Below are 26,467 nucleotides of genomic sequence, written 5' to 3'. Positions count from 1 at the left end.
GCGGGCAGGGCGTCGAACTGGCCGGGCGGTACCGGTCCTGACCACCCCGCGGAACAGGTCGCGCCCCCGGAGTGACCGGCGGCACCGGCGCGCTGCTCGCCCTCGTCACCGCCGTCTTCGGCGCCACCGGGCGGAGCGTCACACCTTTGGCGCGGGAAGGGCGTGCAGCCGGGGCAGGTTGACGACGATCGCCTCCTGGGTGCTGCGCGCGATGACGACCACGGCCTCCTCGGCGGGGTCGGGGTTCTCCTCGCGGTGCGGCACGAACGGCGGGACGAAGACGTAGTCGCCGGGACCGGTGCGCAGCCGCACCTCCTCAAGCTCCCCGTCCCCCGAGTCGTCGAGGAAGACGAACTCGGGGTGACCGCCGACCACGTAGATGGCGGTCTCCGACTCCCCGTGGTGGTGGTCGCAGGAGGCGGTCGCGGGGGCGACGTGGGTCTGGCCCATCCACAGTTTCTCCGAGCCGACGGCCCGTCCGCTGACGGCGGCGAAGCGGCGCATGCCGCCGGTCTGCGCGGTGTCCCCGTCCAGGGAGCCGGCGCGGATGTGGTGCAACCGGGTGCGCAGGGGCGCCGTCGCCTCCTCGCGGAGGTCGGGGAGATGGGGGTGGAAGCCTTCACCGGCGGTCGTCAACGGCTCGCTCATGACGGGGACGCTAGAGCGGGCCCGAAAAGGGTGTCAAGAGGTGTCCATTGCGGTTCACCTGCGGCAATGTTGCCGCAACATGGACTCTCAGGCAGCGGGCGGCCGTCCGCTCGGGCATGATGTGGGCATGCATATCTCCGCGAAGGCGGACTACGCCGCGCGCGCTCTGCTGGAGCTCGCCCGGGCACCCGCGCGCCCCCTGACCTGTGAGGCGATCGCCGCCGCCCAGCAGATTCCGTTCCGGTTCCTGAAGTCCGTGGTGGGCGAGTTGCGCCGGGCCGGACTGGTGCGCAGCCAGCGCGGCTGCGAGGGCGGGTACTGGCTGGGCCGCCCCGCCGACGAGATCACCCTCCTGGACGTCGCCCGCGCCGTGGACGGCGAGGTGCTCACCCTGCGCGGTGAGAACCTGAGCGGCCTGGACTACCCGGGGCCGGCGACGGGGCTGCCGGAGGTGTGGCGCCGTATCGAGGCGGACGCGGTGGCGGTCCTGGACGGGGTGACCGTCGCCGCACTGCTCGCGACGGGGGCGCGCGGCCGGGAGACGGCCGCCGAGGGGGCGGCGTGATACCGGAGGCCGCCGGGTCACCGGTCGAAGTGGTGGAGTACACCGACCCGTTGTGTCCCTGGGCGTGGGGTTCGGAGCCCGTCTTCCGGCGGCTGCGCGCGGTGCTGGCCGGCCGGGTCCGCTGGCGCCGGGCGTACTGCCTCCTCTTCGACCACGACGACGACCCGGCGCCCGACCCGGCGGCGGAGACCGCCTGGTACGCGCGGTACGTGGAGCGGGTCAGCGGCCACACGGGGGCACCGCGGGCACAGCGGCTGAGCCGGGTGGCGGCGTCCTCGTGGCCCGCCTCGCTCGTCGCCAAGGCGGCGCAGCGCCAGGGCGCCGGGCCCGCCGACCGGGTGCTGCGCCGGCTGAGGGAGACCGTCTTCGTCCTGGGCGAGCCGGCCGACACACCGGACCTGGCCCTCGCCGCCGTACGGGGCGTGCCGGGCCTGGACCTCGCGCGGCTGGCCGCCGACGCCGCCGGCAGCCCGGTGCGGGACGAGGTGCGCGCCGACCGGGCCGAGGCGCGCCGGCCGGTGCCCGAGGTGCGGTCCGTGCCGGGCGGGTCACCGCATCCCGGCGCCGCCAGGGAGACGGCCGACGGCGGGTACCGGTACGCGCTGCCGACGGTGCTGGTGCGCGGTCCCGGGGGGCGGCGCGCGGTGCCCGGGTGGCGGCCCTTCGAGGCGTACGCCGCCGCCGTCGACGCGGTGTGCCCCGGGCTCCGCCCGGCCGGGCGGGTGCCGTCCCCCGCCGAGGCGCTGGAGCGCTTCAGGAGTCTGACGGAACCGGAGCGGACGCTGCTCGCGCCGGGGCCGTGGCCGCCCGCCGGGGCCGTGCGGGTGGACACCGCGGGCGGGCCCCTGTGGCTGCACCCGGACGAGGCCGCGACGCACCCGGCGACCTCCGGCGGCGCACCGGTGGCCGGTCGCTGACCGGCCGTCATGCCCGTCCCACGCGATGAGACATCGATCGGTGTCCATTGACACCCGTCGGCCGCTGCCCCGAGGATGGCCGCATGCTGACGACGCACCCCGGTGTGGTGTGCCGCTACGTGGATCTGCGGCGCACCTGTAGCGCTCTCTGTCGCTGACCGACCGCCGCCCCCGTCCCGCCGGCGCCCGCTTCCGCGCGCCCGCCTCCTCCGCGTTCCCGGGACCGTGAAGGCGCTTCTCTTGCGCGGTTCGCCGCTTCTCCTCCCCGTTCCCAGGCCGTTCCCGCTCGCCCCGTGACGCCCCGCCCCGTGCGGGGTGCGTCCCGCCGTCGGCGTGCCCGCCGTACGGCACCGGTGCGCGTTCCTGCCCCGCGGCCGCCTCCATCAGGAAGACAGACATGTCCGAACGCCTCCTGCCCCGACGCCCACGCTTCGTCAGAGGCCCGCGCGCCGCCGCGCTGGGCACCGTGCTCGCCACCCTCCTCGTCCCCGCCCTCGCCGCCTGCGGCGGTGCCGGTGCCGCGGACGGTGCCGCCACACTGAGGTGGACCTCGACCTATTTCCCCGCCCACTGGGATCCGGTGGTCTCCGGCAGCGGCGCCCAGTTCCGCGAACTGGCGCTGGTGTACGCGTCGTTGACGCGGATCGACGAGAAGGGCGAGGCCGTCCCGGACCTCGCGAAGAGCTGGGAGTACAACGACGAGGGTGACGAGATCACCTTCCGTCTGCGGCCCGGGCTGACGTTCAGCGACGGCGAACCGGTGGACGCCGCCGCGGTGAAGGCGGCCGTCGAACGGGCGCAGCGGCAGAAGAACTCCGCGCTCTTCGGCGACCTGACGTCCATCGAGTCGGTCGAGGCGGACGGTCTCGACGCCGTCTTCCACCTCACCCAGGTCGACTACCAGATCCCGCAGCTGCTCGGCGAGCGCGTCCTGCAGATCGCCAGCCCGAAGGCGGCCGAGTCGCCGCAGAAGCTCGACCAGAACCCGGTGGGCGCGGGCCCGTTCGTCATCACCCAGCTCGTCCCGGGCACCAAGGCGGTGCTGAGGAAGAACCCGGACTACTGGGACGCGGACAACATCCACATCGAGAACGTGGAACTGACCTCCGCGCCCGACACCTCCACCGTCGTCTCGGGACTCCAGACCGGCGTCTACAACTTCGCCGACATCGACCCCAGCCAGGCCGGGAGCGCCGAGAAAGCGGGCCTCGACGTCTTCGTCCAGCCGGGCTTCAACGCCTCCAACATCAGTCTGAACGTCAACAAGGCGCCGTTCGACGACAGCCGGGTCGTCGACGCCGTCCGGTACGCGATCGACCGCCAGGAGTTCGTCGACAAACTGACCTTCGGGTACGGGGAGGTCACCGACCAGCCCTTCCCCAAGGGGTACGCGGCCTACGACCCGGAGTCGGAGAACGCCTACCCGTACGACCCGGCGAAGGCCAGGAGGCTGCTCGCCGAGGCTGGTCACGGAGCCGGTGACATCGAGCTGGACCTCGTCGTGCCGGCCGAGGACCCGCAGGCGGAGATCGTCCAGTCGCAACTGGCCGAGGTGGGCATCACCGTCGACATCGAGATCGACAAGAACTGGGCCACCCCGTTCTTCGCCAAGGACCTGACGTTCTCGCTCTACAGCACCACGGGACGTGACTCGGCGGTGCAGACCCTCACCGCGCACTTCGGTCCCGACGGTCCGCTCAACCTCAGCTCGCCCTACGAACCGGCCGGTTTCGAGGCGGCGGTGGCCAAGGTCCGCCAGACCCCGCTGGACGACCCCGACTACGTCAGCGCCCTCCGGGCCGCCACCCGGGCCGGTCTGAGGAGCGAGGCGCTGGTGTTCACGTACTCCTCGCCCAACCTCTTCGCCAAGAGCAAGTCGGTCTCCGGGCTGCCGAAGAACCCCGCCCACATCAACTGGACCGGTGTGACCGTCGGAGGTGCCTCGTGAGGCGGCACTCCGCGGTACGGGTGCTGGCCGTGGCCGGCCGGTCGGTCGCGGTGTTCGTGCCGGTCTTCGTGGTCGCGACGTTCGTGACGTTCGCGCTGCGCTCGCTCAGCGGGCTCAGCCCGGCCCGCGTCCAGCTGGGCGAGGAGGCGACGCCCGAGGCCATCGCCCGGGTGGAGGCCGAGTGGGGGCTCGACCGGCCGTTCCTGACGCAGTACTGGGACTGGTTCACCGGCGTGCTGCGGGGGCGGCTCGGCGCCAGCTGGACCAACGGCGCCGACATCTCCGACCTCATCGGGCTGGGTCTCGGCGTCAGCCTCTCGGTCGCGGTCCTCGCCCTGGTCGTCGGGGTGACGCTGGGCTCCGTCCTGGGCACGGTCGCGGCGCTGCGCCGCACCACCTGGGTGGACCGCGCGGTCACCGGCCTCGTCACCGTCGTCTCGGTGATGCCCGCCTTCGTCGTCGGGATCGTGCTGGTCACCGTGTTCGCGGTGGGACTCGGCCTGTTCCCCTCCGGCGGCTACGTGCCCGCCGCGCAGGGCGTCGGCCCGTGGCTCGCGCACATCACGCTCCCGGCGCTCGCCCTGAGCCTGGACGTGGTCGCGGACGTCGCCCGCCAGTTGCGCACCGGCCTGGTGTCGGCCTACGGCGAGAACTACGTGACGGGCGCGGTGGTCCGGGGCCTGAGTCCCCGCCGGGTCTTCTTCGCGCACGTGCTGCGCAACGGCCTGGGGCCCACGCTGGCCACACTCGGTCTGAAGTTCCCCGCCCTGGTCGGCGCCTCCGTGGTCACCGAGTGGATCTTCGGGCTCCAGGGCTTCGGGCGGTTCGCCAACGACTCCGCGCAGGCCGGTGACGTACCGGCGGTGCAGGGCGTCCTGGTGGTGTCGGTCGCGCTGGTCGTCTCCTTCAACCTGATCGTCAACCTGGTGCTGGCCCGCGTCACGCCGGCCGCGCAGCGAGGAGTGTGACCGTGGTGCGCCGTGTTCTCGGCCTCACCTCCGGCCGTGTCGCCGTGACCGTCCTGGGCCTCGTCGCCCTGCTCGCCGTCCTCGGTCCGCTGCTCGCCCCGCAGGACCCCCTCGCCACCAGCGACCACGCGCTGGCCGGCGTGTCCCCGGCGCACTGGCTGGGCACCGACAACCTGGGCCGCGACGAGCTGAGCCGGCTGCTGGACGGCTCCCGGGTCAGCGTCCTGGGCGCGCTGGAGGTGGCGGTGACGGCCCTGGTCGTCGGCGCGGTCCCCGGCGTCCTGTCGGTCTACCTGGGCCGCGCCTTCGAGTGGGTCACCCTGCGGCTCGCCGACACCCTGGTCGCGCTGCCCTTCCTGCTGTTCGCGGTCGCCGTGATCGCGCTGCTCGGCAACGGGCTCACCCAGGCGATGCTGGTCACCGGGGTCCTGGTGTCCCCGCTGTTCTACCGGGTGTCCCGGGCCGCGACGCTCTCCGTGGCGCGCTCGCCGTACGTGGAGGCCGCGATCGTCTCGGGAGCCTCCACGGGGTGGATCGTGCGGCGCCACGTCCGGTCCAAGGTGCTGGCGCCGATCGCGGTGGCGTTCGCGCAGACCGTCGGCACCGGGTTCGTCATCGTCTCCAGCCTGACCTTCCTCGGCATCGGCGTACAGCCACCGGAACCGACCTGGGGCGGGCTGCTCGCCTCCGACCTGGGCTATCTCGGCCAGAAGCCGTGGGCGCCGGTGGCCCCCGCGGTGCTGATCACGGTGACCGTCTGGGCGGGCAACCTGCTCGCCGACGCGATCCGCGACGTCTCCGGCGAGGCCGGCCGCGCGCTGCTCCGCGCCCGCCGGGTGAACGGGCCGGACCCCGCTTCCGCCGGAGGTGCGCGATGACGGCCCTGTCCCAGGACCTCGCCGGCCCGAACTCCGCGGCCGGCGTCCCCGCCCCGCCCGTCCTGTCCCTGCGTGACGTGCGCGTCACCGACCGGGCCGGCGGCCGGGAGATCGTGCACGGCGTCAGCTTCGAACTGACGCCCGGCCGGACGGTCGGCATCGTCGGCGAGTCGGGCAGCGGCAAGACCCTCACCTGCCGGGCCGCGCTCGGCATCCTGCCCGGCCGCTTCGAGGTCAGCGGCGGCACGATCGAGATCGAGGGCACCGACATCGCGGCGCTGACGCCCGCGCGGTGGACCGCGCTGCGGGGCGCCACCATCAGCGCCGTCTTCCAGGACCCGGCGTCCTACCTGGACCCCTCGGTCAAGGTGGGCGCGCAGATCGCCGAGGTGGTCCGGGTCAAACTCGGCCTGAAACGGCGCGAGGCCCGCAGACGCGCCGTGGAGCTGCTGGGCGCGGTACGGCTGCGCGACCCCGGGCTGGTCTACGGCCAGTACCCGTTCGAGCTGTCCGGCGGCATGCTCCAGCGGGTGCTGATCGCGGCGGCGATCGCGGCCGGGCCCCGCGTCCTCATCGCCGACGAGGCCACCACCGCGCTGGACGTCACCGTCCAGGCCGAGATCCTCGACCTCCTCGCCGACCTGCGGGAACGCTCCGGACTGGCCCTCGTCGTGGTCTCCCACGACCTCGCCGTGGTCGCCCAGCTGTGCGACGAGGTGCTGGTCATGCGGCGCGGCGAGGTGGTGGAGCAGGGCCCGACGCGGGCGGTGCTCCAAAACCCGCGGCACGAGTACACCCGGCTGCTCGTCGCCGAGCACGAGAGATACGGCCTGGAGAAGTTCCTCACCCCGCGCCCCGCGAAGGAGACCCCGTGATCCCGCCACCGCGTCCCGTCCTCCAGGTCACCGGCCTCACCGTGCACTACGGCCCGCGCCGCCGGCGCCGGCGCGCCCTGGACGGTGTCTCGCTGAGCGTGGCGCCCGGCGAGACCGTCGGCGTCATCGGTGAGACCGGCTCCGGCAAGTCCACCCTCGCCCGGGCGGTACTGGGCCTGGTGCCCGTCTCCGCCGGGTCGGTCGTCATCGACGGCGAGGACGTCACCGGCCACGGCGACCGCCAGTGGCGGGCCCTGCGCCGCCGGGGCGTGGTCCAGTACGTCTTCCAGGACCCGCTGCGCAGCCTCGACCCGGACCTGACGATCGAGGAGTCCCTCACCGAACCGCTGCTCGTACGGGGCGCCTCGCGCGAGGAAGCGGCCGGCCGCGCCCGCGCGTTCCTGGACCGCGTGCGGCTGACCGCCGATCTGCTCGGCCGGCTGCCCGGTGAGCTCTCCGGCGGTCAGCGCCAGCGCGTCGCGGTGGCCCGGGCCCTGGTCACCGAGCCGCGCCTGGTCATCCTCGACGAGCCGGTCAGCGCCCTGGACTCCGCCAACCGGGTCCGGATCCTCGACATCCTCAAGGAACTGCGCGCGAGCGGGGTGGCCCTGGTGTTCATCTCCCACGACCTCGGCTCGGTCGCCGGGACCGCCGACCGGGTCGCCGTCCTCTACCGGGGCGAACTGGTCGAGACCGCCGCCGCCCAGGACATCGTCAACCGTCCCGCCCACCCCTACACCCGTCTGCTGGTCGGCTCGGCCCCGGCCCTGCGCGGCGCCTCCGCCGACCGGGCCGAACGCGACCGCCTGCGCGCCCTGCTGCACACCTGACCGCTCCCCGCGCCCCCTCACAGACAGGAACACCCATGTCCCGCACGCTCCATCTCGCCCTGCACCCCTACGGCGTCGGCGGTCCCGGCCAGCACGGCCTGTGGAAGGACCCGCGCGTCGCGAAGAACGCCAGCATCGACATCGGCTACTACATCCGGCAGGCGCAGGCCGCCGAACACGCCCTGTTCGACGCGCTGTTCATCGTCGACAGCCAGTTCATCAACGCCACCTACCCGTCCCACTACCTCAACCGGCTCGAACCCCTCACCCTGCTGTCCGCGGTCGCCACCCACACCCGGCGCCTGGGCCTGGTGGGCACGGCCAGCTCGACGTACAACTCACCGTTCAACCTGGCCCGGCGGTTCGCCTCGCTGGACCACATCAGCGGCGGGCGGGCCGGGTGGAACGTCGTCACCAGTTTCGACACCGGCACGTCCCGCAACTACGGGCTGGACGAGCACCTCGACTACACGACCCGCTACGGACGCGCCCTGGAGTTCGTGCAGGTCGCCCGCGGCCTGTGGGACTCCTACGAGGACGACGCCTTCCCGGCGGACGTCGAGCGGAACGTCTTCCTGGACCCGGCCAAGCTGCACGCGCTCGACCACGTCGGGGAGCACTTCAAGGTGGCCGGGCCGCTCAACATCTCGCGCTCGCCGCAGGGCCAGCCGGTGATCTTCCAGGCCGGAGTGTCCGAGGAGGGCCGCGACCTCGCCGCCCGGGTCGCCGAGGGCGTCTACGCGCCGGGCGGCTCGCTGGCACAGGCGCGGGAGTACTACGCCGACGTCAAGCGGCGCACCGCTTCCTACGGCCGCGACCCCGAGCACATCAAGATCTTCGTCCACGGCGGGCCGGTGGTGGCCGCCACCGACGAGGCGGCCCGCCGCCGGGAACGCGAGATCTTCGAGGAGGACGACGACTTCGCGAGCAACCTCGCCCTGCTCGGCCGCTCCTTCGGTGCCCACGACTTCAGCGTGTACGACCTCGACGCGCCCTTCCCGGACGTCGCCCACCTCGCGGAGAAGGGCGGACGCACCGGGGCCGCGAAGATCATCGAGCGGGCGCGGGAACAGGGCCTCACGCTCCGCCAGGTGGCGGAGTCGGTGAACGAGTTCCGGCGTTCCCCCTTCGTCGGAGCGCCCGGGACGGTCGCCGGGACCATCGAGGAGTGGTTCACGGCCGGTGCCTTCGACGGGATCAACCTCGCCTTCCGCACCGACGAGGAACTGGAGCTGTTCGTCGACGGAGTGGTCCCGCTGCTCCAGAAGCGCGGTCTGTTCCGCACCGAGTACACCGCCGACACGCTGCGCGGCCACCTCGGGCTGCCCGTCCCCGCCAACCGCCACACCGAGGCGCGCCGCCTCGCGGACCGGAGGGCCTGACATGAACCGGTACGCCGACCACCACGCCCCCCAGGGGCTGCGCACCCGCGGCACCGTTCTCGTCGTACCCGGCCGCGGTGAGACGCCCGCGACCTACGGCCGGCTCGGCCGCAGGCTCGCCGCCGACGCCTACCGCGTCCGGGTGACCGGCGCCCCGGACCTCGACGCCACCGACCTGCCGGGCTCGCTGGCCCGGTTCGGCAGCCGGCTGGCCGAGGCGGTCGAGGGCTCGGCCGGTGCCGAGGGGGTGGTCCGTCCCGTCGTGCTGATAGGTGCCGACTCGGGGGCCGCCGCCCTCGCGGCGCTGCTCGGACGGCCGGAGTTCCCCGCCGCCGTGGCGCCGGACGCCGTCGTACTGGCCGGACCGCCGGGCCGCGCGGGTGCCGCGGCCGGCACCTGGGAGGACGAACTCGACGTCCGCACCTCCTGCCCCGCCCACCGGACCGTGCTCAGCCAGGACCCGCGGGTGCGCCGGGGCGCCCTCGACGACGCGCTGCCCGAGCCGCTGCTCGCGGCGGTCCACGACGCCGGCCTCGCCCTCCCCGTCCTGCTGCTCGCCGGGGACGCCGACCCGCTCGCCGACCACGCGGCCCTGGCCCGCACCGCCGCCGCGCTCCCCCGGGCCCGTCTCTCACTGGTCCGCGGCGCCCGGCACGACGTGCTCAACGACCTCCAGCACCGCTCGGTGGCCGCCGAGCTCGTCACGTTCCTGGAGACCCTGCGCAACGATCTGCGGCCCCTGATCACGGTGGAGTCCAGCAGCTGGTGAGCGCCGCTCCCCACCGACCGTTCCCCTCCCCGCCTCCGGAAGGTCCCTCATGGCTCTCCTCCTCTCCGTCTCCGGCAGCCCCTCCCCCGCTTCCCGCACCGCACGGCTGCTGCGCCACCTCGACGACCGGCTCCGCGCGCAGGGCCACGAGGTGACGCCCCTGGACGTCCGCACCCTGCCGGCCGACGCGCTGCTCGGCGCCGACTTCCGCCACCCGGCGATCGTCGAGGCCACCGCCCTGTTCGAACGGGCGGACGGGGTGGTCATCGGCACCCCCGTCTACAAGGCCGCCTACTCCGGGCTGCTGAAGTCGCTGCTCGACCTGCTCCCGCAGTACGCCCTGGCCGGCAAGACGGTGCTGCCGCTGGCCACCGGCGGCAGCACCGCCCACGTCCTGGCCATCGACTACGCCCTGCGTCCGGTCCTCAGTTCGATGGGCGCCGCGCACATCGTGCCGGGCTGGTTCACCCTCGACCGGAGCATCGTCGTCGGCGACGACGGGACCCTGACGGTCGCACCGGACGCGGCCGGTGCCCTGGCGGAGGTCACGGACCGGTTCTCCGCGGCGCTCGGCGGCCGGACGGGTGCGCCGGTCCCGGTCGGGTGAGCCCTTCCCGCCACCGGGCCGCCGTCTGAGCCGAACGGGGGAGGCGGGGCGGCCCGCGGGGATCCCGTACCGGAAGCGGTCAAGCAATGACTAGGTCCACGTACGGAGGCGGAGTTCGGTATGACGCTGAGGAAAGTGCTGGTGTGCGCGTTCGGCGCCGTGGTGTGCACCGGCCTGCTGGGAACCGGCTGTACCCCGGAGCCGCGCGGCCCCTCCGCGCAGGGCACGCCCGCGCCCGGTCCCCCTCCGGTGAGAACCGTCCCCCGCCCGCTCCCCGGTGTCGGGCCGGCCCTGCGCGACCGGGTCCCGGCCGACACCCGGCAGGCCGTGGTGGTGCGGGGTACGACTCAGGACGGCAACCGGGCCCGGGTCGTGCTGTACGAGCGGGACGCCGAGCACGGCTGGCGGGCCGTCGCCGGTCCGTGGCCGGCGCACAACGGGCTGCGCGGCTGGACCCGCGACCACGAGGCGGGGGACCTGCGCACCCCCATCGGCGTGTTCACGCTCAGCGACGCCGGGGGGCGGCTGCCCGCCCCGTGGGCCCGGCTCCCCTACGACCAGGACCCGGACTTCTCCGCCGAGGGCACCGGGCACCTCGGTGAGTCGCTGGAGGGCTCGTTCGACTACGTCGTCGCCATCGACTACAACCGGGTGCCCGGCACGACCCCGCTGGACAACACCCGTCCGCTGGGCGAGGACAAGGGCGGCGGGGTGTGGATCCACGTCGACCACGGCGGACCGACCAACGCCTGTGTCTCCCTGCGCGAGGAGCACATGCGGGTGCTGCTGAAGGCGCTGGACCCGGCCGGGAAACCGGTCGTCGTCATGGGGCCCGAGGCGGCTCTGGAGGAGTGACCGCGACGGCGGCGGGGGCCGCGGCGGGGGCCGGCCCCCAGTTGATCCGCGTACCGCACAGGACCACCACGGCCGCCGACCCGGCGACGGCGCCCATGCCCCACGCCAGGGTGGCGGCGTCCGCGACGAACCCGATGAGCGGCGGCCCGGCCAGCAGACCGGTGGTGCCCATGGCGGCGACGAGGGTGAGCGCGTCCGAGCCCTGCCGGGCAGCCGCCGCGTAGACGCAGGGCGTCACGGCGGCGATGCCGAGGCCGACGCAGGCGAAGCCGAGCAGGGCCGGCAGCACCCCGCCGCTCAGCAGGGCGCCGGTCAGGGCGGTGGCGGCCAGCGCGCTGCCGAGCAGGACGACCCGCCGGTCGCCCCAGCGGTCGCGCCGGCCGTCGGCGAAGAGCCGGGCGATCACCATGGCGCCCGACACCACGGCGATGCCGAGCGGCGCGAGCCCGGCCGACGCCCCGGCGACGTCCTTCAGGTAGAGGGCGGACCAGTCGTTCATCGCGCCCTCGGCGACCGTGCCGAAGGCCATGGCGCAGCACATCCACAGGGTGAGCGCGGTGGGTACGGTCCAGCTCCGGCGGCGCTTGTCCGGCACGGGCGCGCCCGTCGCCTCGCCGCTGCCGGCCCGGCCCTCCTCGTCCAGCAGTCCGGTGCGGGCGGTGGCGCCCAGGGCCAGCAGGAGGACGACGGCCACGCCGAAGTGCGCGCCGACCGACCCGGTCAGCGTGGTCATGGCGGAGGCGACCAGGGCGGCGAGCAGTGATCCGGCGCTGAACACGGCGTGCAGCCGGGCCATGGTGGTGCGCTCGAACCTGGCCTCCAGAGCGGCTCCCTGCGCGTTCATGGCGACGTTCAGACAGCCCACGAGCACACCGTCGGCGCACATGACCAGCAGGGCCACGTGATGGTTCGGCGCCGCCGCCAGGGCGAGCAGGAGCAGGGCCAGGCAGAGCTGGGAGAGCAGGGCGAGCCGCCGGGAGCCCAGGCGCCGCATCAGCCAGGCCACCAGGGGGAAGGAGACGGCGGCGCCGACGCCGGCGGCCATCAGCAGCACCCCGACCTCGGCCGCGCTCAGCCCCAGGTCCGATTTCAGGGCCGGTATCCGCGCCGCCCAGGTGGCGTACTGGAACCCGAGGGAGCAGAACAGCGCGGCTGTCGCCAACTGGCCGCGGCGGAACGGGTCCTGGAGCAGGGGCATGCGCATCAGCTCACTTCACGCGGGGCCGGCACCGGCCGGGACATGTAGACGGCGCCGGGGCCGTAGCCGCCGGGCGGGGTGACCTCGGGGTGCGGTACGAAGCCGCGGGCCGCCCAGAACCGGTCGCTGCCGCCCACGGCGACCAGGGAGATCCGCTCGTCGCCGCGGAGGCGGGCGGTGCCGGTGAGCCGGCCCAGCAGGTGCCGCGCCAGTCCCCGGCGGCGCAGGGCGGGCGCGACGACGATGTCGTGCAGGTGGAGGTTGCCGCCGGGCGGCGCGGCGGGGGCCCGCTCGGTCCGGCCGAGGGCGGGGATGCTCAGCGCCGGGTACGGCAGGGCCAGCAGGTACCCGGCCGTCCGGCCGCCGGCGTCGAGGACGAAGCAGGTCTCCGGAGAGGCGGCTGCCCGGGCCTGGAGCGCGGCCCGCCCCTCGGACAGGCCGAGCGGGGCGTAGGCGCCGTGCTCCAGTGCCGCGACGGCGTCCCAGTCGGCCCCGGTGATACGGCGGACCCGTACGGGTTCAGTCATCGGCGCCGCCGGTGACGGTGTACGGCAGCGGGGGGAAGCCGTTGAAGCCGCGGGTGGTGTAGCTGAGGGCGTACGCGCCGCTGGACAGCACCCAGACGGGGTCGCCGGACACCAGGTCCGCCGGCACCCGGACGTGCCCGTCCTCGTGACAGTAGGCGTCGTCGCTGTCGCAGGTGGGTCCGGCGACCACGGCCGGGACGGTGGGGCCGCCGGTGCGGCCGGGGAAGACCAGCCGGTACTGGAGCGCGTCCATCTCGTAGAGGCCGTTGAACTTGCCACAGCTCAGGTAGAGCCAGTACCGGTGCGCCCCGCCCAGTTCCCGGCGCCGGGCGAGCCGGGCGACGTGGGCGCGGACGGCGCCGTGGTCGGCGACGAGGTACCGGCCGGGTTCGACGACGAAGTCCAGGGGGCCGCCGTGGGCCCGGCGCAGGGTGTCCATGCCTTCCCTGAGCACCGCGAAGATCTTGTCCAGCGGCGGGTCGAGGGGGTGGCCGTGCCGGTCGAGGTAGCCCACCGCCGGAAGGCCGCCGCCGAGGTTGACGTGGTCGGGGGTGATGCCGCGCGGGCGCAGGGCGCGCAGCACTTCGGCGAGGTCCTCCACGGCGACGCGCCACGCCTCGGCCGTCATCTGCTGGGAGCCGACGTGCACGGAGAGGCCGGACGGCACCAGCCCCGCCTCCCGGGCGTGTTCCAGGACACGGACCGCGTCCGCGGGCGCGCACCCGAACTTGTGGCTGAGGCCCCACACCGCGCCCCGGCCCGCGGCCGCCACCCGGCAGAAGACCCGGGCGCCGGGCGCGTGCGCGGCGAGGGCGGCCACGTCCTCCAGGCTGTCGGTGGCGAAGACGCGGACGCCGAGCCGGTGGGCGGCGGCGATGTCGCGGTCGGACTTGACGGTGTTGCCGTAGTGGATGCGGCCGGCCGGCACGCCCGCCCGCAGGGCCTGCCCGATCTCGGCGGGGCTCGCCGCGTCGGCCCCGGCGCCGGCCCGGGCCAGCGTGCCGACGACCTCGTCCACCGGGCACGCCTTGAGGGCGAAGCGGACCTGGACGCCGGGCAGTTCGCGGCGCAGCGTGGCGTGGGCACGGGCGACGCCGCCGAGGTCCAGGACGAGGCGGTCCTGGCCGGGGGCCGCGAGGGCGGCGGCGAGCGGCGCGCTGAGCGCCGGGGCGGTCCCGGTCAGCGTGTTCACGCGGGCTGCCCGGGCGGTGCGGCCGGCTCGGTGGCCCGGGCGGCGGACATCAGCGCTTGCCACGCCTCGGTCAGCAGCGCGAAGTCCGCCATGTCGTCGCAGGCCTCGTCCAGGAGGCGTGCGCGGCGGGCGGCCACCAGGCCGGCGACGTCGGCGTACCGGCCGCCCAGGCGCCGGTAGACGGTGTCGACCGTGTCCAGCCGCCGGACGTTCTCCGTCCGGTCGAGGCCGGTGCTCTCCCGGGCGAACGCCGCGATCGCGGCGGCACGCACCCGGCCGGTGTCGTCCAGCAGGGCGTCGCCGGCCCGCGCCATCCGGTCGTAGACGTGGTGGAGGTAGCACATCGACAGCAGGAACTTGACGAAGCGCAGCTGGTAGGCGCGGAAGCCGTCGTCGGTACGGCGTTCGCCGGTGTGGTGGTTGACGATGTGCCGGTTGTGCAGGACGCCGGGCAGCCGGGCGTCGTGGACCAGGTGGATCAGGAAGTAGTCGCTGCCGATGGTGTCCCGGGCGGGTGGCAGCGGCACGCGTTCGTGCACCCCGTGGAAGGCGATGTTGCACATGTCGACGCGCATCGGGTCGACGAGGGTCAGCAGTGAGCGGTCCCCGGTGAACGGTTCGGTGCCCGCGCCCCGGAAGGACTCCTCGGCCAGTTCGCGTCTGCGTGCGGCGGACCAGTGGGCCGGTGCCCACAGGCCGACCACGTCGCGGTGGGCGTCGGGGTCGGTCCGGCGCATGTGGGTGATGTCGACGGAGGGTTCACCGACGAAGGAGCCGCCCACCATCGCCACCGTCCGGTTCGCGTACGCCGCCGGCAGGTCGGTGTCGGTGACCTCGGTCCCGGCCTGTCCGGCGGGTCTGCCCAGGGCGGCCAGTTCGTGGCGGACGGGGAAGACCGTACGGCCGTCCAGGCGCTGGTAGCGGCTGTCGGAGTCGCGGCGGTGGACGGACTCGCAGCCGAGCGCGGCGGCGATCAGGAAGGCGCGGTTCGTGCAGGCGCCGTAGGAGAGGCCGTCGGGGAGGAGCAGGTCGAGGAGGAGGTCGGGTTCGGCGCTGCCGGAGCGGGTGACGACGCGGGTGAGGAAGGCGCGCTGGGCGGCCTCGTCGAGGTGGTGGACGGTGATGCGCGGGTGGGCGGGCAGGCGCCGGATCGCCGCGGCGTGCGCGGCGCGCACGGCGGGGGCGCAGGAGTCGAGGATCAGCATCCGGACCTCGACGTCGGTGTGGCGTTCGACGGCGTACGCCGCCTCCGCGCCGAGGGCGGTGACGGTCTCGGGGCAGGCCCGGTCGGTGGGCAGGGTCAGGCAGACGCGGCGCATGCGGTGTCCCCGGTGGGCTGGTCGGTGTCGCTCCCGTCGTGCCAGGACCTCAGGCCGAGCAGGCGGGCGCCCAGGTCGTTCAGTTCGGCGGTCGGGTACCGCTCGGACTCGGGCCGGCGGGCGTCGCCGAGCAGGGTGGCGTTCCACTCGGGGGTGGCGAGGGTGCGCCAGGACTCGACGCGGGAGCGGCGCAGTTCCTCGTGCTCCTCCAGCGCGGGCATCATCGACAGGTACTGCACGGCGCGCACCCCGGCGCCCGAGGTGTTGGGCGCGACGCCGTGGGCGAGCAGGCCGTTCCAGATCAGCAGGTCGCCGGCTTTCAAGTCGGGCCGTACGACGGGCAGTTCGGCGCGGTCGATGGCGGGCCGGATGGGGTCGCGGCCGGCGGGCTGGAGGGCCTTCCACTTGTCGAAGCGGCGGAAGAGTTCGGGGCAGCACTGGAAGCCGCCGTGGTCCGGCTCGGTGTCGTCGAGGGCGACGATGCCCTGGACCCGCTGGGGCAGGACGCCGAGGGTGGTGTCGACGTCCCAGTGGAGTTCGATGTCGAAGCCGCGCTCGCGCTGCTCGATCAGGGCGCGGTCGCGGTTCTTGACGTTGGGCGGGTTGAGGTTGAGGCGGTCCAGGGTGACCCAGAGCTCCGCGCAGTCCCACACGTCGGCGAAGGCGTCGTAGACCCGCCGGGTCTGGCGGCTGTCCCAGACGAGCTGGTGGTGGTAGGCCTCGACGAAGCCGTAGATGTGCAGTTCGCGGTCGAGGTCGGAGCGGTAGGGGCGCTCCTCGTACCAGGTCTCGGGGCGGTCGGGGTCCAGGCCCTGGAACTCCCAGGCGAAGTCCAGCAGGCGCCGGGCGTGCTCGGCGGGCACGGCCTGCTCGACGACGGTGTAGCCGTACGTCTGCCAGTGCGCGAACTGCTCCTCGGTCAGCACCCGCAGGGGGCGGGTCTTCTCCAGGTCGCGCAGCGGGGTGCGGGCGAGGTAGGTGTCCGCGTCCGCGCTGAAGTAGGGGATGTCCGAGGCGGCTCGGTACAGGTAGGGGTGGGGTGCGGCCATGTGGTGCTCCAAGTCGTCGCCGTCGCACCTGCCGTGCGCGGCGGTCTGTGCGGAGGGCGTGCCACTGTGCGCACGCGGGAGGGGCTACGGGTTCCGCTCGGGCCGGGCGGCGGAGCGGTGCGGGGCGGCGGGCACCGGTCTCCTGTGCCACCCGCCGAACGAGGCCTCACAATGGACTAGACCAAGTGGCGGTGTCAACACCCTTGGGTCAGCGACGCGTTGACGTCGGTTCGAGGTTTTCCGGTCGCCACTCGACCCTTGACACACCCGGTCGGGCCGGGTGCATCGTGTCCCTGGTCTGCACCGACGAGCAGGGGGTGGCGTGGGTGGCATACCCGTCCGCCGGAAGGCGCGGCCGGTTCCCTCCAGCGAGCGCGGCCTGCGAGGTGGCCGCGCCCTCCGGTGCCGGACTCGGCCGAGGCTCAGCCGGGGCCGGTCCGGCCCTGGCGCCGGTAGCCGTGGAAGGCGATGTCCGGCTTGGGGGTGGCCGACACCGAGGCCGCCGCCCGGCTCGCGGTGACCACGGTGGAGCTGGTGGTCCACAAGGTCTGTTCGGCTCCCGACCCGCTGGGCGTCCGGCGCCTGGAGGACGCACTCGTCGCCATGCTCCACCGGTACCTCACCGGCCGGGGGTGAGCATCAGGTCAAGGGCGGCAACGGTCGGTCGGTGCGGCGCAGGAAGCGGATGACGGGGCGGCCGTGGCCGCCGTCGGTGACCTCGGCGCGGACGCCGTAGACCCGTTCGATCAGGGCGGGGGTCAGGACGTCGCCCGGGGTTCCTTCGGCGACGGCCCGGCCCTCGCCGAGGACGAGGACGCGGTCGCAGTACATCGCCGCGAGGTTGAGGTCGTGCAGGGCGACGACCGTGGTGACGGGCAGGCTCACGACCAGTTCCAGCAGGTCGAGCTGGTTCTGGATGTCGAGGTGGTTGGTGGGTTCGTCCAGCAGCAGTTCGCGCGGTTGCTGGGCGAGGGCGCGGGCTATCTGGGCGCGCTGGCGTTCGCCGCCGGACAGGGTGTGCCAGGACTGGTCCGCCCGGTCGGTGAGGCCGGTGCGGTCGAGGGCGGCGGCGACGGCCCGGCCGTCCGCGGCCGACCCGGCCGCCCAGGGGCGGCGGTGCGGGATGCGGCCGAGGGCGACGACGTCGCGGACGGTCAGTTCGGTCTGGGTGTGGGCGTGCTGTTCGACGGTGGCGATACGGCGGGCCGCGGTCCGGCGGCCGACGCCGGTCAGCGGCCTGCCGTCGAGGGTGACGACGCCGGCGGCGGGCCGGAGCACGCCCGCGAGCAGTCTGAGCAGCGTGGACTTTCCCGACCCGTTGGGCCCGAGCAGGCCGACCGTCTCACCCGGGCGGGGGGCGAGGGTGACGCCGTCCACGACGAGCCGGCCGCCCGCGCGCCGGCCCACGCGGTCGGCCCGCAGGCCCCCGGCCCCGGGAGCAGCGGACTCGCGAGCCGTCTCGGGGACAGCCGTCCCGGGGCCGGCCGTCTCACGGGTCGTCTCGGGGACAGCCGTCCCGGGGCCGGCCGTCTCACGGGTCGTCTCGGGACCGGCCGTCCCACCCGTCGTCTCGGAGACGACGGTCTCGGGCTCGTTCACGTCCGCCTCCGGCCCCGGTGGAGGACGGCCACGAAGGCGGGCACGCCGATGAGGGACGTCACCACTCCCACCGGGATCTCCCGCGGGTCGAGGACGGTACGGGCGAGGGTGTCGACCCACACCAGGAAGACGGCCCCGGTCAGCACCGTGACCGGCAGCAGCCGGGCGTGGGCGGCGCCGGTGAGCGCGCGGGTGGCGTGCGGCAGGACCAGTCCGACGAAGCCGATCGCCCCGGCGCAGCTGACCAGGGCGGCGGTGAGCAGGGCGGTGGCGCACAGCAGGACGAGGCGGGTGCGGGCCACGCGCACCCCGAGGCCCGCGGCGGCCTCCTCGCCGAAGGCGAAGGCGTCCAGGGTGGCGGAGTGGACCAGGCAGACCACGAGTACGGCGGCCAGCGCCCCGGCGCACAGCAGCACCTCGCTCCAGCCGGCGCCGGTGAGCGAGCCCAGCAGCCAGAACATCACGCCCCGGGTGGTCTCCGCGTCCGCCGAGGTCAGTACGGTGAACGAGGTGAGCGCGGAGAACAGCTGCATGGCGGCCACCCCGGACAGCACCACCCGGTCGACGCCGCCGCCGAGGCTGTGACTGAGCAGCAGGACCAGCCCGAAGGAGAACAGCGCGCCGAAGAACGCGCCGGCGGACAGCGACACCGCTCCCCCGCCCACACCGAGCACGATCACCGCGACCGCCCCGGTCGAGGCGCCGGAGGAGACCCCGAGGACGAACGGGTCGGCCAGCGGGTTGCGCAGCAGGGACTGCATGACCGCCCCGCACAGCGCGAGGCCGGCGCCGCACACCGCGGCCAGCATCGTGCGCGGCATGCGCAGGTCCCACACGATGCCGTCGCGCAGCGGGGCGAGGTCGGTGCGGCCCAGCCCGAGGTGGGCGGCGACCGAGGCCCATACGTCGGCGGTGGAGATGTCGGCCGGTCCGATGGTCACCGCGGCGGCGACCGAGGCGGCCAGCGCGGCCAGCCCGGCCGCGGTGAGCAAGGGGGTCCGTATGCCGGTCACTTGGCGAACCCGAGGTCCCGCAGGCCGGCGGCGACCTTCTCGATGCCCTCCACGGTGCGGACGGACGGGTTCATCGCCTGTCCGCTGAGCAGGACGTACCGCTTCTTCCGCACGGCCGTGAGGTTGCGGGTGGCCGGGTCGGTCTCCAGGAACTGGATCTTGGCCTTGGCGGTCTCGGCGGTCTGGGACTCGCGGGTCAGGTCGCCGAGGACGATGACGTCGGGGTCGCGGTCGGCGACGGTCTCCCAGTTGATCTGGGGCCACTCGTCGTGGGTGTCGGAGAAGACGTTCCGCGCACCGAGGGCGCGGGTGATGGCACCGGGGGCGCCGCAGCACCCGGCGAGGTAGGGCGACTGGGAGTTGGCGAACCAGTACATGAGGGAGACGTCGGACACCTGGAGGCCGTCGGTGGCCTCGCGGACCCGCGTCCTGAGCCGCTTCACCAGTCGGTCACCGCGCTCGTCCACCCGGAAGGCGTGCGCCAGGTCGTGTATCTCGCCGTACACCGCCTCCAGGGTGAGCGGCGTGCTGCGGGAGCCGTCGCCGCCGCTGTCGTTGTCCTTGCCCGCGCCGCAGTCGGACGGGGAGACGTAGGTGGGCACGCCCAGCTTCTCGAACTGCTCGCGGGTGGCGACGCCGCCCGTGCCGAGCGTGGAGACGAACGAGGCGGTGACGAAGTCGGGTCCGGCGTCCAGGACCTTCTCGAAGGAGGGGGCGTTGTCGGCGAGGCGGGGCACCCCGGCGTTCGCCTTCTCCAGCCCCTTCATCACGGGGTCGGTCCAGGTCGCGGTGGCGGCCAGGCGGTCCGCGAGCCCGAGGGAGAGCAGGATCTCGGTGCTGCCCTGGTCGAGGGAGACGGCGTGCCGCGGCGCCGACTCCAGGGTGACGCGGTGTCCGCAGTTCTCGATGGTGACCGGCCGGCCGGCGGACGGGGAGCCGCCGGTGGCCGTGTCCTTCCCGTCAGTGGTGCCGCAGGCGGTGAGCAGCAGGACGGAGGTGAGCAGCAGGGCTGCGGAACGGGGGACGGAACGGAGCACGGGCATGCCTCGGGTGTCGGGGCTCTGGACGCGGAGCCTGGCCTACGGTCGACCTCCGCACGGGGTGCGGAGGTGCCAGCAGGTCTTCGGACTCGGGTTCGTCCGGACGGGGCGCCTTCCCAGGACCGTTCCCGCCGTCGCGCGGTTCCTGTCCCAGTGGCGTCAGTGCCCCGCCCGTCCCCCTCACCGCTGCGCGTCAGTTCCGGATTCCCACCGGATTCCCTGACCACCGAGGTGGCGTGACTGGCCCGGGCAGACTACCAAGCGCCCCGACCGGGGCGGTGCGGCGGGGCGACGGCGGTGAGGCGCTGCCGTATGCGTTCGACGCCCACGGGGGTGCGCAGCGGCGCGGCGGTGGCACAGCCGGGGAGGTTGGCCTTGACCAGGGCGCTGAGCAGGGCCCTGGGGCCGCTGTCGAGGTAGGTGGTGAAGCCGCCTTGGCGCAGGGCGCGCAGGGTCTGGTGCAGGGCCATGGGTTCGGTGAGGTGGGCGGCGGCCGCGGTGCGCAGCTGGGCGGGGGTGCGCGCCCGGTGCCCGGCGGCGGTGTGCACGGCGAGGGCGGGGCGGGCGACCGGCTGGGTCCGCAGCAGACGGCGGAGGGACCGGTGGACCTCCCCGAGCAGCGGATGGTGGAAGGCGGTGCGGCTGGTCAGCCGGGTCACCCGGTGCCCGTCGTCCAGCAGCGCCCGCTGGAGGCGGGCGAGCTGGCCGTCGGGACCGGCGAGGACCGTCTGGGCGGGCGCGTTGCGGGCGGCGATCCGCACCCGCTCCGTGCCGCAGACACGGAGCAGGTGCGCCGCCCGGTCGGCGCCGGCGTCGGTGGCCACCATGCCGGCCGCCGGCAGTCCGGCGGTGCGCAGCAGCCGGTCCCGTACGCGCAGCAGCTGGACGCCCTGGCGCACGGTGACGGCCCCGGCGACGGTGAGGGCCGCCAGGTCGCCGACGCTGTGGCCGAGGACCGCGTCGATCCAGGGGCCGGCGAGGTCGAGCAGGACGGTGGCGGCGGCGACCACCGCGGCGTAGGTGGCCAGGTCGAAGCCGAGCGGATCCGCGCGCAGGAGCTCCTCGGGCCCCGGGGCGTCCGCCTCGGTGAGGAGCCGGCCGACCGGCACGGCGGCGGGGCCGCGGTCCGGCGCGTGGGTGTCCACGGTCGCCAGCACCCCGGCGACCGCGGGCACCTCGCGCAGGTGGCGCAGGGCGCCGGGGAGATAGGCGCCCTGCCCGGGACACATCAGCACGGTGCGCGGCCGGTCCGCCGCCCTCTCCGGGGGGCCCCCGGCGCCGACGGGGCGGGGGTCCGCGCGGTGGGGCCGGCTCACGGGACGGTGGTGAAGGCGAGCGCGACGTTGTGCCCGCCGAACCCCATGCTGGTGCTGACCGCCGCGAGCGGCCCGGCGGGCAGCGGTTCGGGGTCGCGGCCGACCACGTTCAGCTCGATCGCCGGGTCCACGCGTTCGAGGCTCCGGGTGGGCGGCGCCGTTCTGTCCCGCAGGGCGAGGACGGTGGTGACGGCCTCGATGGCGCCGGCGGCGCCCAGGGTGTGCCCGAGGGCCGCCTTGGTCGCGCTGACCGCCACGTCGTCCAGCGCCTTCCCGAACGCCGTGTGCAGGGCCTGGGCCTCGCTGAGGTCGCCCACGGGTGTGGAAGTGGCGTGCGCGTTGACGTGCCGGACCTCCTCCGGGAGGAGACCTGCGTCGTCGAGGGCGGCACTCACGGCGGCGGCGCAGCCCGTGCCGCCGGGCGCCGGCTGGGCGACGTGATGGCTGTCGTTGGTGATGCCCGCGCCGGTCAGGCGGCAGTGCACCCGGGCGCCGCGGGCGGCGGCGTGCCCGGCGCTCTCCACCACCAGCACGCCGGCGCCCTCCCCCATCACGAAGCCGTCGCGGTCGGCGTCGAACGGACGGGAGGCCCGCTCGGGCTCGTCGCACCGCCGGGACAGGGCGCGCAGCCGGGCGAACCCGGCGAAGACCAGGGGGTGCAGGCCGGCCTCCGCACCGCCCGCGATCACCACGTCGGCGCGGTCCTCCCGGATCAGGGCGAGGGCCTGCGCGAGGGCCTCGGCGCCGGAGGCGCAGGCACTGACCGGGGTGTGCACCCCGGCCGTGGCGCCGACCATCAGGCCCACCTCGGCGGCGGCGTGGTTGGGCAGCATGACCGGGATGGCCCGGGGGCTGACCCGGCCGGGACCGCCGGTCTCCAGCCTGCGGTTCTGCTCCAGGATGCTGATGAGCCCGCCCAGCCCCACACCGACGATGACGACGACCCGGGAGCCGCCCTCCGCCAGGGACGTCCCCGCCAGGCCGGCGTCGCGCAGCGCCTCCCGCGCGGCGACCAGGGCGAACTGCGCGGAGCGGTCGCAGTGCGCGGCCTTCGCGGGCGACAGCTCCGAGCCGGGGTCCACGGCGGCGGGCGCCGCCGGATACACCTGGGACGGGCCGTCCGGGGCGCCGAAGTCGAGGCTCTCGACCCCGCAGGCGCCGTCCAGCAGCGCCGACCACGTGGACGGGACGTCACCGCCCAGGGCCGTGGTCATGCCCAGCCCCGTGACGACGGCGGCGGTCTCGTCACGGGACCGCGCGGCCCGGTCCGGTCGGCTCACGCGGCGCCGCCGGCCGGGGCGGGGACCACGGCGAGGAGGTGGTCGACGATCTCACGGACCGTGGTCAGCCGCGCCGCGTCGTCCATCGGCACCTGGACCTGCCAGCGGTCCTCGATCGCCGCGATCAGCTCCAGCAGGGCCAGCGAGTCGACACCGAGGTCGTCCTTCAGGTCGCTGTCGAGGCCGACCTCCTCGACGGACACGTCCTCGACGGTGACGGCCAGCAGTTCCCGCAGTTCGTCGAAGAGTTCGCGCTCGTCGGCTGTGGGCGGCATGGGAGGTCCTCCTTGGTCGTCCGCGTGGGGCGCGCCCGGGAACGGGCCGGCGGGCACCGTCCGTCCCGAGCGCTCCGGCACGGCACCGGCGTCCGCCGGATGCACGCGGACAGCCTTTCCGACCGCCCGGAGCGGTAAGCGCCACTTCGGCGAAGACCCCGGGGCAGCCGGAGCACACCAGGGGCGCTCCTTCAACTGCCGTGACATTCACGTGCGTTCGGGCGCCCCATGGTGCGCTCAGGGTGAGGGGCACGCCGCGCGTAAAGGCCACCGACGGCCCTTCGGCCCTTCGTTCCACCCGCCCGTCGGCCGGCCGGTGGGCTCAGCCCTCGTCCTCCTCGTCCCCTTCGTCGTCGCCCTCGAAGAAGTCACCGACCTCGTCGACGACTTCGGCCGCGACCATCCCGCCGACGACGCCCACGGCCAGGCCCGCGGCACCGGCGGCGACGGCTGTGCCGATGCCCGGGCCGGAGTGGTGACCGCCGTGGTACTCCTCGTGGCCGTGGTGCCCGTACGAGGCGTGCGACCCGTAGGAGGCCCGGTGGTCGATCAGCTCCCGGATCCAGCCGTCGACCTCGGTGTTCCAGTCGCGGGTGTCGTGGTGGCCGACGGTGAAGCGGGTGAGGGCGTCGTGTCCCTCGGTGAAGAACCCGCCGCGCTTGTCGGCCTCCAGGACGACCTCCAGGCCGCCGGGGTGGGCGAGGAAGGTCAGTTCGATCTCGTTGACCTGGTGGGCGTACTGCGGGGCCGGGACCAGCTCGATCTCCTGGTAGAACGGCAGCTGCTGACCGGTGCCGCCGATCCGGCCGTACTCCAGGTCGGCGGAGCGGAAGCCGAAGCCGAGCTGTCCGAGCGCCTCCAGGATCGCCTCCTGGGCGGGCAGCGGTGCCACGGTGAGCTGGTCCAGGTCGCCCTTGTCCCGGGCGCCCGCCACCGACAGTTCGGTGCGCACGCCGAGCACGATGCCCAGGCCCTGCCCGTACAGCTCGGTGACCGGGGTCTCCCACGGCAGCGGCACGCTGAACGGCACGGTGCGCTCCTCGCCCTCGGCGAGCCGGAATCCGCCGCCGACGAGGAACCGGTCGAAGACGACCGCGCCCTCGCTCTCGCCCTCGGCGTGCTCGGCCTCGACCCTGGCCACCAGTTCCAGCGCGATGTGCTCGACGTCGAAGTCGGCGCTGCCGCCCTTGAGCCGTACCTCGCCGGTGAGCGCCGCACCGGGGCGGGCCGCGCCCGGGGCGAGAACCGTGTCGACCGTGGGCCCGCCCACGCCGAGCGAGCCGAGCAGTCGTTTGAACACCATCGTGGCGTCCACTCCTTCATGAGACAGGTGCTTCTACGTACATGTAGAAGATACGTGCATGGAGAAGAGTAGAGGCAGAAGGGCGTTCACCGGCACACGAGTTGGGCCCGTGTCCCGAGCGGCCGTCGCCGCGGCGGAGCGCCGGCCGTTTTGCTTTTCCTTTGCCCACGGGAACCGCGTGCCGTCCGGAGGCGTTTGATCGGGTGGGCACGCAGTAGCGTGCCCGACGGCATGCGCACAGCAGGCCTCGTACGACAGCAGACCTCGTACGACAGCAGACGTACACGACAGCGGCAGAAGGTGGCACCAGTGGCGATGTGGGACCGGATCAAGGACCAGGCCAAGAACCTCCAGCAGTCCCAGAGCGCGCGCGGCACGGGCAGTGGGCACGGGCAGAGCCCGTACGGCGGTCAGGGGCAGAGCCCGTACGGCGGTCAGGGCCAGGGGGCCTACGGTGCTCACGGCCAGGGTCAGGGGCACGGCTCGGGGTCGTCCTCCGGCGGCGCCAAGGCGCAGCTGATCGGCCTGTTCAAGTCGCAGCTGGCGTCGGTCAAGACGGAGCTGAAGAGCGGTGCCTACCGGGACGCGAGCATGGCGATGTGCGCGCTGGTGGCCGCGGCGGACGGACAGGTGGAGCCGGCCGAGCGGCAGCGGGTGGAGGAGCTGATCGTCACCAACGACGTGCTGCAGAACTTCCCCGCCGACCAGCTCCGCCAGCGGTTCAACCAGCATGTGGACCGGCTGCTCACCGACTTCCACGCGGGCAAGGCGGAGGCTCTCCAGGTGATCGCCAAGGCCGCCAAGAAGCCCGCCGAGGCCCGCGCGGTCATCCAGACCGGCATCGTGGTCGCCGGGGCGGACGGCGTCTTCGAACCGGCCGAGCAGCAGGCCGTGCGCGAGGCGTGCACCGCCCTCGGCCTGCCGCCGACCGAGTTCGCCGTCTGAGCGGACGCGGCACCCTGCCCTGGCGGCGAGCGCCGCGGTCGGTGCCCTGGGCCTCGTCGCCCGCCACGGCTGCCCCGGCGCCCCGGTCCGGGCCCGGTTCCTCAAGGGAGTCTGGTCGCTTCCTTAAGGCTTCTTGAAGTTGGCCTCCGGCGCCCGTGTCCGTACCGGGCCCGCCCTAGGCTCTCGGCATCCCCCCGCACAGTCCCGGTGGACGCGGTCGCGTCCACCGGGCCCTGTCCGCCGAACGACCAGCCGAGGTGCACTGCGCATGGGTTCCCGCCGAGCCGTCCGTCCGACCCGCTCCCACGCCCGCCCGTCCGGGGGACGCCGGGCACGCAGCACCGCTTTGGTGCTCGGCGCCGTCACGGTCACGGCCGGCGTCGGGATCACGCTGGCGACCGTCGGGGGCGAGGACGACGGACGGTCGGACCACGTCGCCGCGAGCGCCGCCGAGGAGACCGGCGGCGCCGAGGACGCGGCGAGCACCACATCGCCCTCGGCCTCGCCGTCCGCCACCCCGAGCACCTCGGCGAGCCCCTCACCGAGCAGGAGCGCCACCACGCCCGCGGCGAAGAAGAAGCCGAGTCCGACCAGGACCACGGAGCCCGCCGCCGAGACGTCCTCCCGGGCGGCGGCCCAGGACGGGGGCGAGCAGTCGACAGGGAGCGGCGCCGGAGGCAGCGACGGCACCGGCTCGGGATCTGGTTCGGGCTCTGATTCGGGAACGGGTTCCACGTCCGGCACCACCACGTCCGTCTCCGGCGGTCCCGAGGCGCAGGTCCTCGCGCTGGTCAACGAGGAACGGGCGGCGGCCGGCTGCTCCCCGCTCACCGAGAACGCCCGGCTGACCCAGGCCGCGGACGACTACAGCGACGTGATGGCCGCCAGCGGCGTGATGTCCCACACCGGTCCCGACGGCTCCACTATGGCCTCCCGCGTCGAGGCGGCCGGTTACCAGTGGTCGGCGCTGGGCGAGAACATCGCGCGCGGCCAGGCCGACGCCGAGGCCGTGATGGAGTCCTGGATGAACAGCTCCGGTCACCGCGCGAACATACTCAACTGCGACTTCGAGGAGATAGGCATCGGCGTCCATGCCGGTGACGGCGGCCCCTGGTGGACGCAGGACTTCGGCACCAGCCGCTGACCTTCCCCTGCCGTCGCTCAGCCCG

General features: G+C 74.4%; 27 protein-coding genes and 1 riboswitch. Of the genes, 14 read left to right on the top strand and 13 right to left on the bottom strand.

Annotated elements, in window-relative coordinates; genetic code table 11:
* Window positions 1-138 precede the first annotated feature (138 nt).
* The gene (locus ACY1JF_RS12755; protein ID WP_462705169.1) at window positions 139-648 is read right to left on the bottom strand and encodes a cupin domain-containing protein; all 510 of its coding nucleotides are present in this window, start codon (window positions 646-648) and stop codon (window positions 139-141) included.
* A 127-nt stretch (window positions 649-775) separates the two neighbouring features.
* Between ACY1JF_RS12755 and ACY1JF_RS12750 the strand changes: the two genes are divergently transcribed.
* The 11 genes from ACY1JF_RS12750 to ACY1JF_RS12700 all read left to right on the top strand — a co-directional run bounded on the left by ACY1JF_RS12750 (window position 776) and on the right by ACY1JF_RS12700 (window position 11,242).
* Window positions 776-1,213 (top strand): RrF2 family transcriptional regulator, encoded by a 438-nt coding sequence (locus ACY1JF_RS12750; protein WP_462705168.1) that lies wholly within the window; start codon window positions 776-778, stop codon window positions 1,211-1,213.
* Window positions 1,210-2,130 carry a DsbA family oxidoreductase gene (locus tag ACY1JF_RS12745; RefSeq protein WP_462705167.1) on the top strand — a complete coding sequence of 307 codons (921 nt, stop codon included), beginning with the start codon at window positions 1,210-1,212 and terminating at the stop codon, window positions 2,128-2,130. The genes ACY1JF_RS12750 and ACY1JF_RS12745 overlap by 4 nt, the downstream gene beginning before the upstream one ends.
* Before the next feature lie 397 nt (window positions 2,131-2,527).
* Window positions 2,528-4,078, top strand: a complete 1,551-nt coding sequence (locus tag ACY1JF_RS12740; protein WP_462705166.1) for an ABC transporter substrate-binding protein — start codon at window positions 2,528-2,530, stop codon at window positions 4,076-4,078.
* The gene (locus tag ACY1JF_RS12735) at window positions 4,075-5,046 is read left to right on the top strand and encodes an ABC transporter permease (RefSeq protein ID WP_462705165.1); all 972 of its coding nucleotides are present in this window, start codon (window positions 4,075-4,077) and stop codon (window positions 5,044-5,046) included. Before ACY1JF_RS12740 ends, ACY1JF_RS12735 begins: the two co-directional genes overlap by 4 nt.
* 2 nt (window positions 5,047-5,048) lie before the next feature.
* Window positions 5,049-5,924: an ABC transporter permease gene (locus ACY1JF_RS12730; protein ID WP_462705164.1), complete on the top strand. Its 876-nt coding sequence runs from the start codon at window positions 5,049-5,051 to the stop codon at window positions 5,922-5,924.
* Window positions 5,921-6,799: an ABC transporter ATP-binding protein gene (locus ACY1JF_RS12725; RefSeq protein ID WP_462705163.1), complete on the top strand. Its 879-nt coding sequence runs from the start codon at window positions 5,921-5,923 to the stop codon at window positions 6,797-6,799. The genes ACY1JF_RS12730 and ACY1JF_RS12725 overlap by 4 nt, the downstream gene beginning before the upstream one ends.
* Entirely contained in the window at window positions 6,796-7,629 is an 834-nt protein-coding gene (locus ACY1JF_RS12720; protein WP_462705162.1) for an ABC transporter ATP-binding protein, read from the top strand. The genes ACY1JF_RS12725 and ACY1JF_RS12720 overlap by 4 nt, the downstream gene beginning before the upstream one ends.
* Window positions 7,630-7,664: 35 nt before the next feature.
* Window positions 7,665-9,011 carry an NtaA/DmoA family FMN-dependent monooxygenase gene (locus ACY1JF_RS12715; RefSeq protein ID WP_462705161.1) on the top strand — a complete coding sequence of 449 codons (1,347 nt, stop codon included), beginning with the start codon at window positions 7,665-7,667 and terminating at the stop codon, window positions 9,009-9,011.
* 1 nt (window position 9,012) lies between these two features.
* Window positions 9,013-9,780 (top strand): alpha/beta hydrolase, encoded by a 768-nt coding sequence (locus ACY1JF_RS12710; protein ID WP_462705160.1) that lies wholly within the window; start codon window positions 9,013-9,015, stop codon window positions 9,778-9,780.
* A 49-nt stretch (window positions 9,781-9,829) separates the two neighbouring features.
* Window positions 9,830-10,387, top strand: a complete 558-nt coding sequence (gene ssuE / locus ACY1JF_RS12705; protein WP_462705159.1) for an NADPH-dependent FMN reductase — start codon at window positions 9,830-9,832, stop codon at window positions 10,385-10,387.
* Between the two features lie 120 nt (window positions 10,388-10,507).
* Complete coding sequence (locus ACY1JF_RS12700) at window positions 10,508-11,242, top strand: L,D-transpeptidase family protein (RefSeq protein ID WP_462705158.1); 735 nt, start codon at window positions 10,508-10,510, stop codon at window positions 11,240-11,242.
* On the opposite strand, the gene ACY1JF_RS12695 is transcribed toward ACY1JF_RS12700, so the two are convergent.
* From ACY1JF_RS12695 to ACY1JF_RS12675, 5 genes are read right to left on the bottom strand one after another with little or no spacing between them, the layout of a single operon-like run.
* Window positions 11,211-12,440: an MFS transporter gene (locus ACY1JF_RS12695; RefSeq protein ID WP_462705289.1), complete on the bottom strand. Its 1,230-nt coding sequence runs from the start codon at window positions 12,438-12,440 to the stop codon at window positions 11,211-11,213. The two genes, ACY1JF_RS12700 and ACY1JF_RS12695, sit on opposite strands and share 32 nt — an antisense overlap.
* A 5-nt stretch (window positions 12,441-12,445) precedes the next feature.
* Complete coding sequence (locus ACY1JF_RS12690; RefSeq protein ID WP_462705157.1) at window positions 12,446-12,967, bottom strand: GNAT family N-acetyltransferase; 522 nt, start codon at window positions 12,965-12,967, stop codon at window positions 12,446-12,448.
* A complete protein-coding gene (locus tag ACY1JF_RS12685; protein ID WP_462705288.1) occupies window positions 12,960-14,150 on the bottom strand; it encodes an alanine racemase in 1,191 nt (396 codons plus the stop codon). Before ACY1JF_RS12685 ends, ACY1JF_RS12690 begins: the two co-directional genes overlap by 8 nt.
* Window positions 14,151-14,155: 5 nt before the next feature.
* Window positions 14,156-15,478: a DUF6271 family protein gene (locus ACY1JF_RS12680; RefSeq protein WP_462705156.1), complete on the bottom strand. Its 1,323-nt coding sequence runs from the start codon at window positions 15,476-15,478 to the stop codon at window positions 14,156-14,158.
* A complete protein-coding gene (locus ACY1JF_RS12675; protein WP_462705155.1) occupies window positions 15,460-16,527 on the bottom strand; it encodes a phytanoyl-CoA dioxygenase family protein in 1,068 nt (355 codons plus the stop codon). The genes ACY1JF_RS12680 and ACY1JF_RS12675 overlap by 19 nt, the downstream gene beginning before the upstream one ends.
* A gap of 468 nt (window positions 16,528-16,995) precedes the next feature.
* Between ACY1JF_RS12675 and ACY1JF_RS12670 the strand changes: the two genes are divergently transcribed.
* A complete protein-coding gene (locus ACY1JF_RS12670) occupies window positions 16,996-17,163 on the top strand; it encodes a hypothetical protein (RefSeq protein ID WP_462705154.1) in 168 nt (55 codons plus the stop codon).
* 3 nt (window positions 17,164-17,166) lie between these two features.
* Here ACY1JF_RS12670 and ACY1JF_RS12665 read toward each other — a convergent pair whose 3' ends face one another.
* From ACY1JF_RS12665 to ACY1JF_RS12635, 7 genes are all read right to left on the bottom strand, one after another.
* Window positions 17,167-17,949 carry an ABC transporter ATP-binding protein gene (locus ACY1JF_RS12665; RefSeq protein WP_462705287.1) on the bottom strand — a complete coding sequence of 261 codons (783 nt, stop codon included), beginning with the start codon at window positions 17,947-17,949 and terminating at the stop codon, window positions 17,167-17,169.
* Between the two features lie 173 nt (window positions 17,950-18,122).
* Window positions 18,123-19,130 (bottom strand): FecCD family ABC transporter permease, encoded by a 1,008-nt coding sequence (locus ACY1JF_RS12660; protein ID WP_462705286.1) that lies wholly within the window; start codon window positions 19,128-19,130, stop codon window positions 18,123-18,125.
* Window positions 19,131-19,135: 5 nt separating this feature from the next.
* Window positions 19,136-20,176, bottom strand: coding sequence for an ABC transporter substrate-binding protein (locus tag ACY1JF_RS12655; protein WP_462705285.1), 1,041 nt, complete (start codon window positions 20,174-20,176; stop codon window positions 19,136-19,138).
* 60 nt (window positions 20,177-20,236) lie between these two features.
* A riboswitch (cobalamin riboswitch) is annotated at window positions 20,237-20,439 on the bottom strand.
* Window positions 20,434-21,495, bottom strand: coding sequence for an ACP S-malonyltransferase (locus ACY1JF_RS12650; RefSeq protein ID WP_462705153.1), 1,062 nt, complete (start codon window positions 21,493-21,495; stop codon window positions 20,434-20,436). Its footprint overlaps the riboswitch before it by 6 nt.
* Window positions 21,492-22,775 (bottom strand): beta-ketoacyl-[acyl-carrier-protein] synthase family protein, encoded by a 1,284-nt coding sequence (locus ACY1JF_RS12645; protein ID WP_462705152.1) that lies wholly within the window; start codon window positions 22,773-22,775, stop codon window positions 21,492-21,494. Before ACY1JF_RS12645 ends, ACY1JF_RS12650 begins: the two co-directional genes overlap by 4 nt.
* The gene (locus tag ACY1JF_RS12640) at window positions 22,772-23,050 is read right to left on the bottom strand and encodes an acyl carrier protein (RefSeq protein WP_462705151.1); all 279 of its coding nucleotides are present in this window, start codon (window positions 23,048-23,050) and stop codon (window positions 22,772-22,774) included. The genes ACY1JF_RS12645 and ACY1JF_RS12640 overlap by 4 nt, the downstream gene beginning before the upstream one ends.
* Window positions 23,051-23,372: 322 nt before the next feature.
* A complete protein-coding gene (locus ACY1JF_RS12635; RefSeq protein WP_462705150.1) occupies window positions 23,373-24,353 on the bottom strand; it encodes a sporulation protein in 981 nt (326 codons plus the stop codon).
* A gap of 309 nt (window positions 24,354-24,662) precedes the next feature.
* Here ACY1JF_RS12635 and ACY1JF_RS12630 point away from each other — a divergent pair, with 309 nt between their 5' ends.
* Window positions 24,663-25,298, top strand: coding sequence for a tellurite resistance TerB family protein (locus ACY1JF_RS12630; protein WP_462705284.1), 636 nt, complete (start codon window positions 24,663-24,665; stop codon window positions 25,296-25,298).
* 268 nt (window positions 25,299-25,566) lie between these two features.
* Window positions 25,567-26,442: a CAP domain-containing protein gene (locus ACY1JF_RS12625; RefSeq protein ID WP_462705149.1), complete on the top strand. Its 876-nt coding sequence runs from the start codon at window positions 25,567-25,569 to the stop codon at window positions 26,440-26,442.
* The last annotated feature ends 25 nt before the right edge of the window (window positions 26,443-26,467 follow it).

It is taken from the genome of Streptomyces sp. SYSU D01066-1, assembly GCF_054956795.1.
This window is presented reverse-complemented; position numbering and strand designations above follow the sequence as displayed.

Coding starts and splice junctions, on each gene's coding strand:
- ACY1JF_RS12755 (WP_462705169.1), bottom strand. CDS start 648: ATGAGCGAGCCGTTGACGACCGCCGGTGAAGGCTTCCACCCCCATCTC.
- ACY1JF_RS12710 (WP_462705160.1), top strand. CDS start 9,013: ATGAACCGGTACGCCGACCACCACGCCCCCCAGGGGCTGCGCACCCGC.
- ACY1JF_RS12750 (WP_462705168.1), top strand. CDS start 776: ATGCATATCTCCGCGAAGGCGGACTACGCCGCGCGCGCTCTGCTGGAG.
- ACY1JF_RS12715 (WP_462705161.1), top strand. CDS start 7,665: ATGTCCCGCACGCTCCATCTCGCCCTGCACCCCTACGGCGTCGGCGGT.
- ACY1JF_RS12700 (WP_462705158.1), top strand. CDS start 10,508: ATGACGCTGAGGAAAGTGCTGGTGTGCGCGTTCGGCGCCGTGGTGTGC.
- ACY1JF_RS12625 (WP_462705149.1), top strand. CDS start 25,567: ATGGGTTCCCGCCGAGCCGTCCGTCCGACCCGCTCCCACGCCCGCCCG.
- ACY1JF_RS12640 (WP_462705151.1), bottom strand. CDS start 23,050: ATGCCGCCCACAGCCGACGAGCGCGAACTCTTCGACGAACTGCGGGAA.
- ACY1JF_RS12635 (WP_462705150.1), bottom strand. CDS start 24,353: ATGGTGTTCAAACGACTGCTCGGCTCGCTCGGCGTGGGCGGGCCCACG.
- ACY1JF_RS12680 (WP_462705156.1), bottom strand. CDS start 15,478: ATGCGCCGCGTCTGCCTGACCCTGCCCACCGACCGGGCCTGCCCCGAG.
- ACY1JF_RS12675 (WP_462705155.1), bottom strand. CDS start 16,527: ATGGCCGCACCCCACCCCTACCTGTACCGAGCCGCCTCGGACATCCCC.
- ssuE (WP_462705159.1), top strand. CDS start 9,830: ATGGCTCTCCTCCTCTCCGTCTCCGGCAGCCCCTCCCCCGCTTCCCGC.
- ACY1JF_RS12740 (WP_462705166.1), top strand. CDS start 2,528: ATGTCCGAACGCCTCCTGCCCCGACGCCCACGCTTCGTCAGAGGCCCG.
- ACY1JF_RS12695 (WP_462705289.1), bottom strand. CDS start 12,440: ATGCCCCTGCTCCAGGACCCGTTCCGCCGCGGCCAGTTGGCGACAGCC.
- ACY1JF_RS12670 (WP_462705154.1), top strand. CDS start 16,996: ATGTCCGGCTTGGGGGTGGCCGACACCGAGGCCGCCGCCCGGCTCGCG.
- ACY1JF_RS12725 (WP_462705163.1), top strand. CDS start 5,921: ATGACGGCCCTGTCCCAGGACCTCGCCGGCCCGAACTCCGCGGCCGGC.
- ACY1JF_RS12690 (WP_462705157.1), bottom strand. CDS start 12,967: ATGACTGAACCCGTACGGGTCCGCCGTATCACCGGGGCCGACTGGGAC.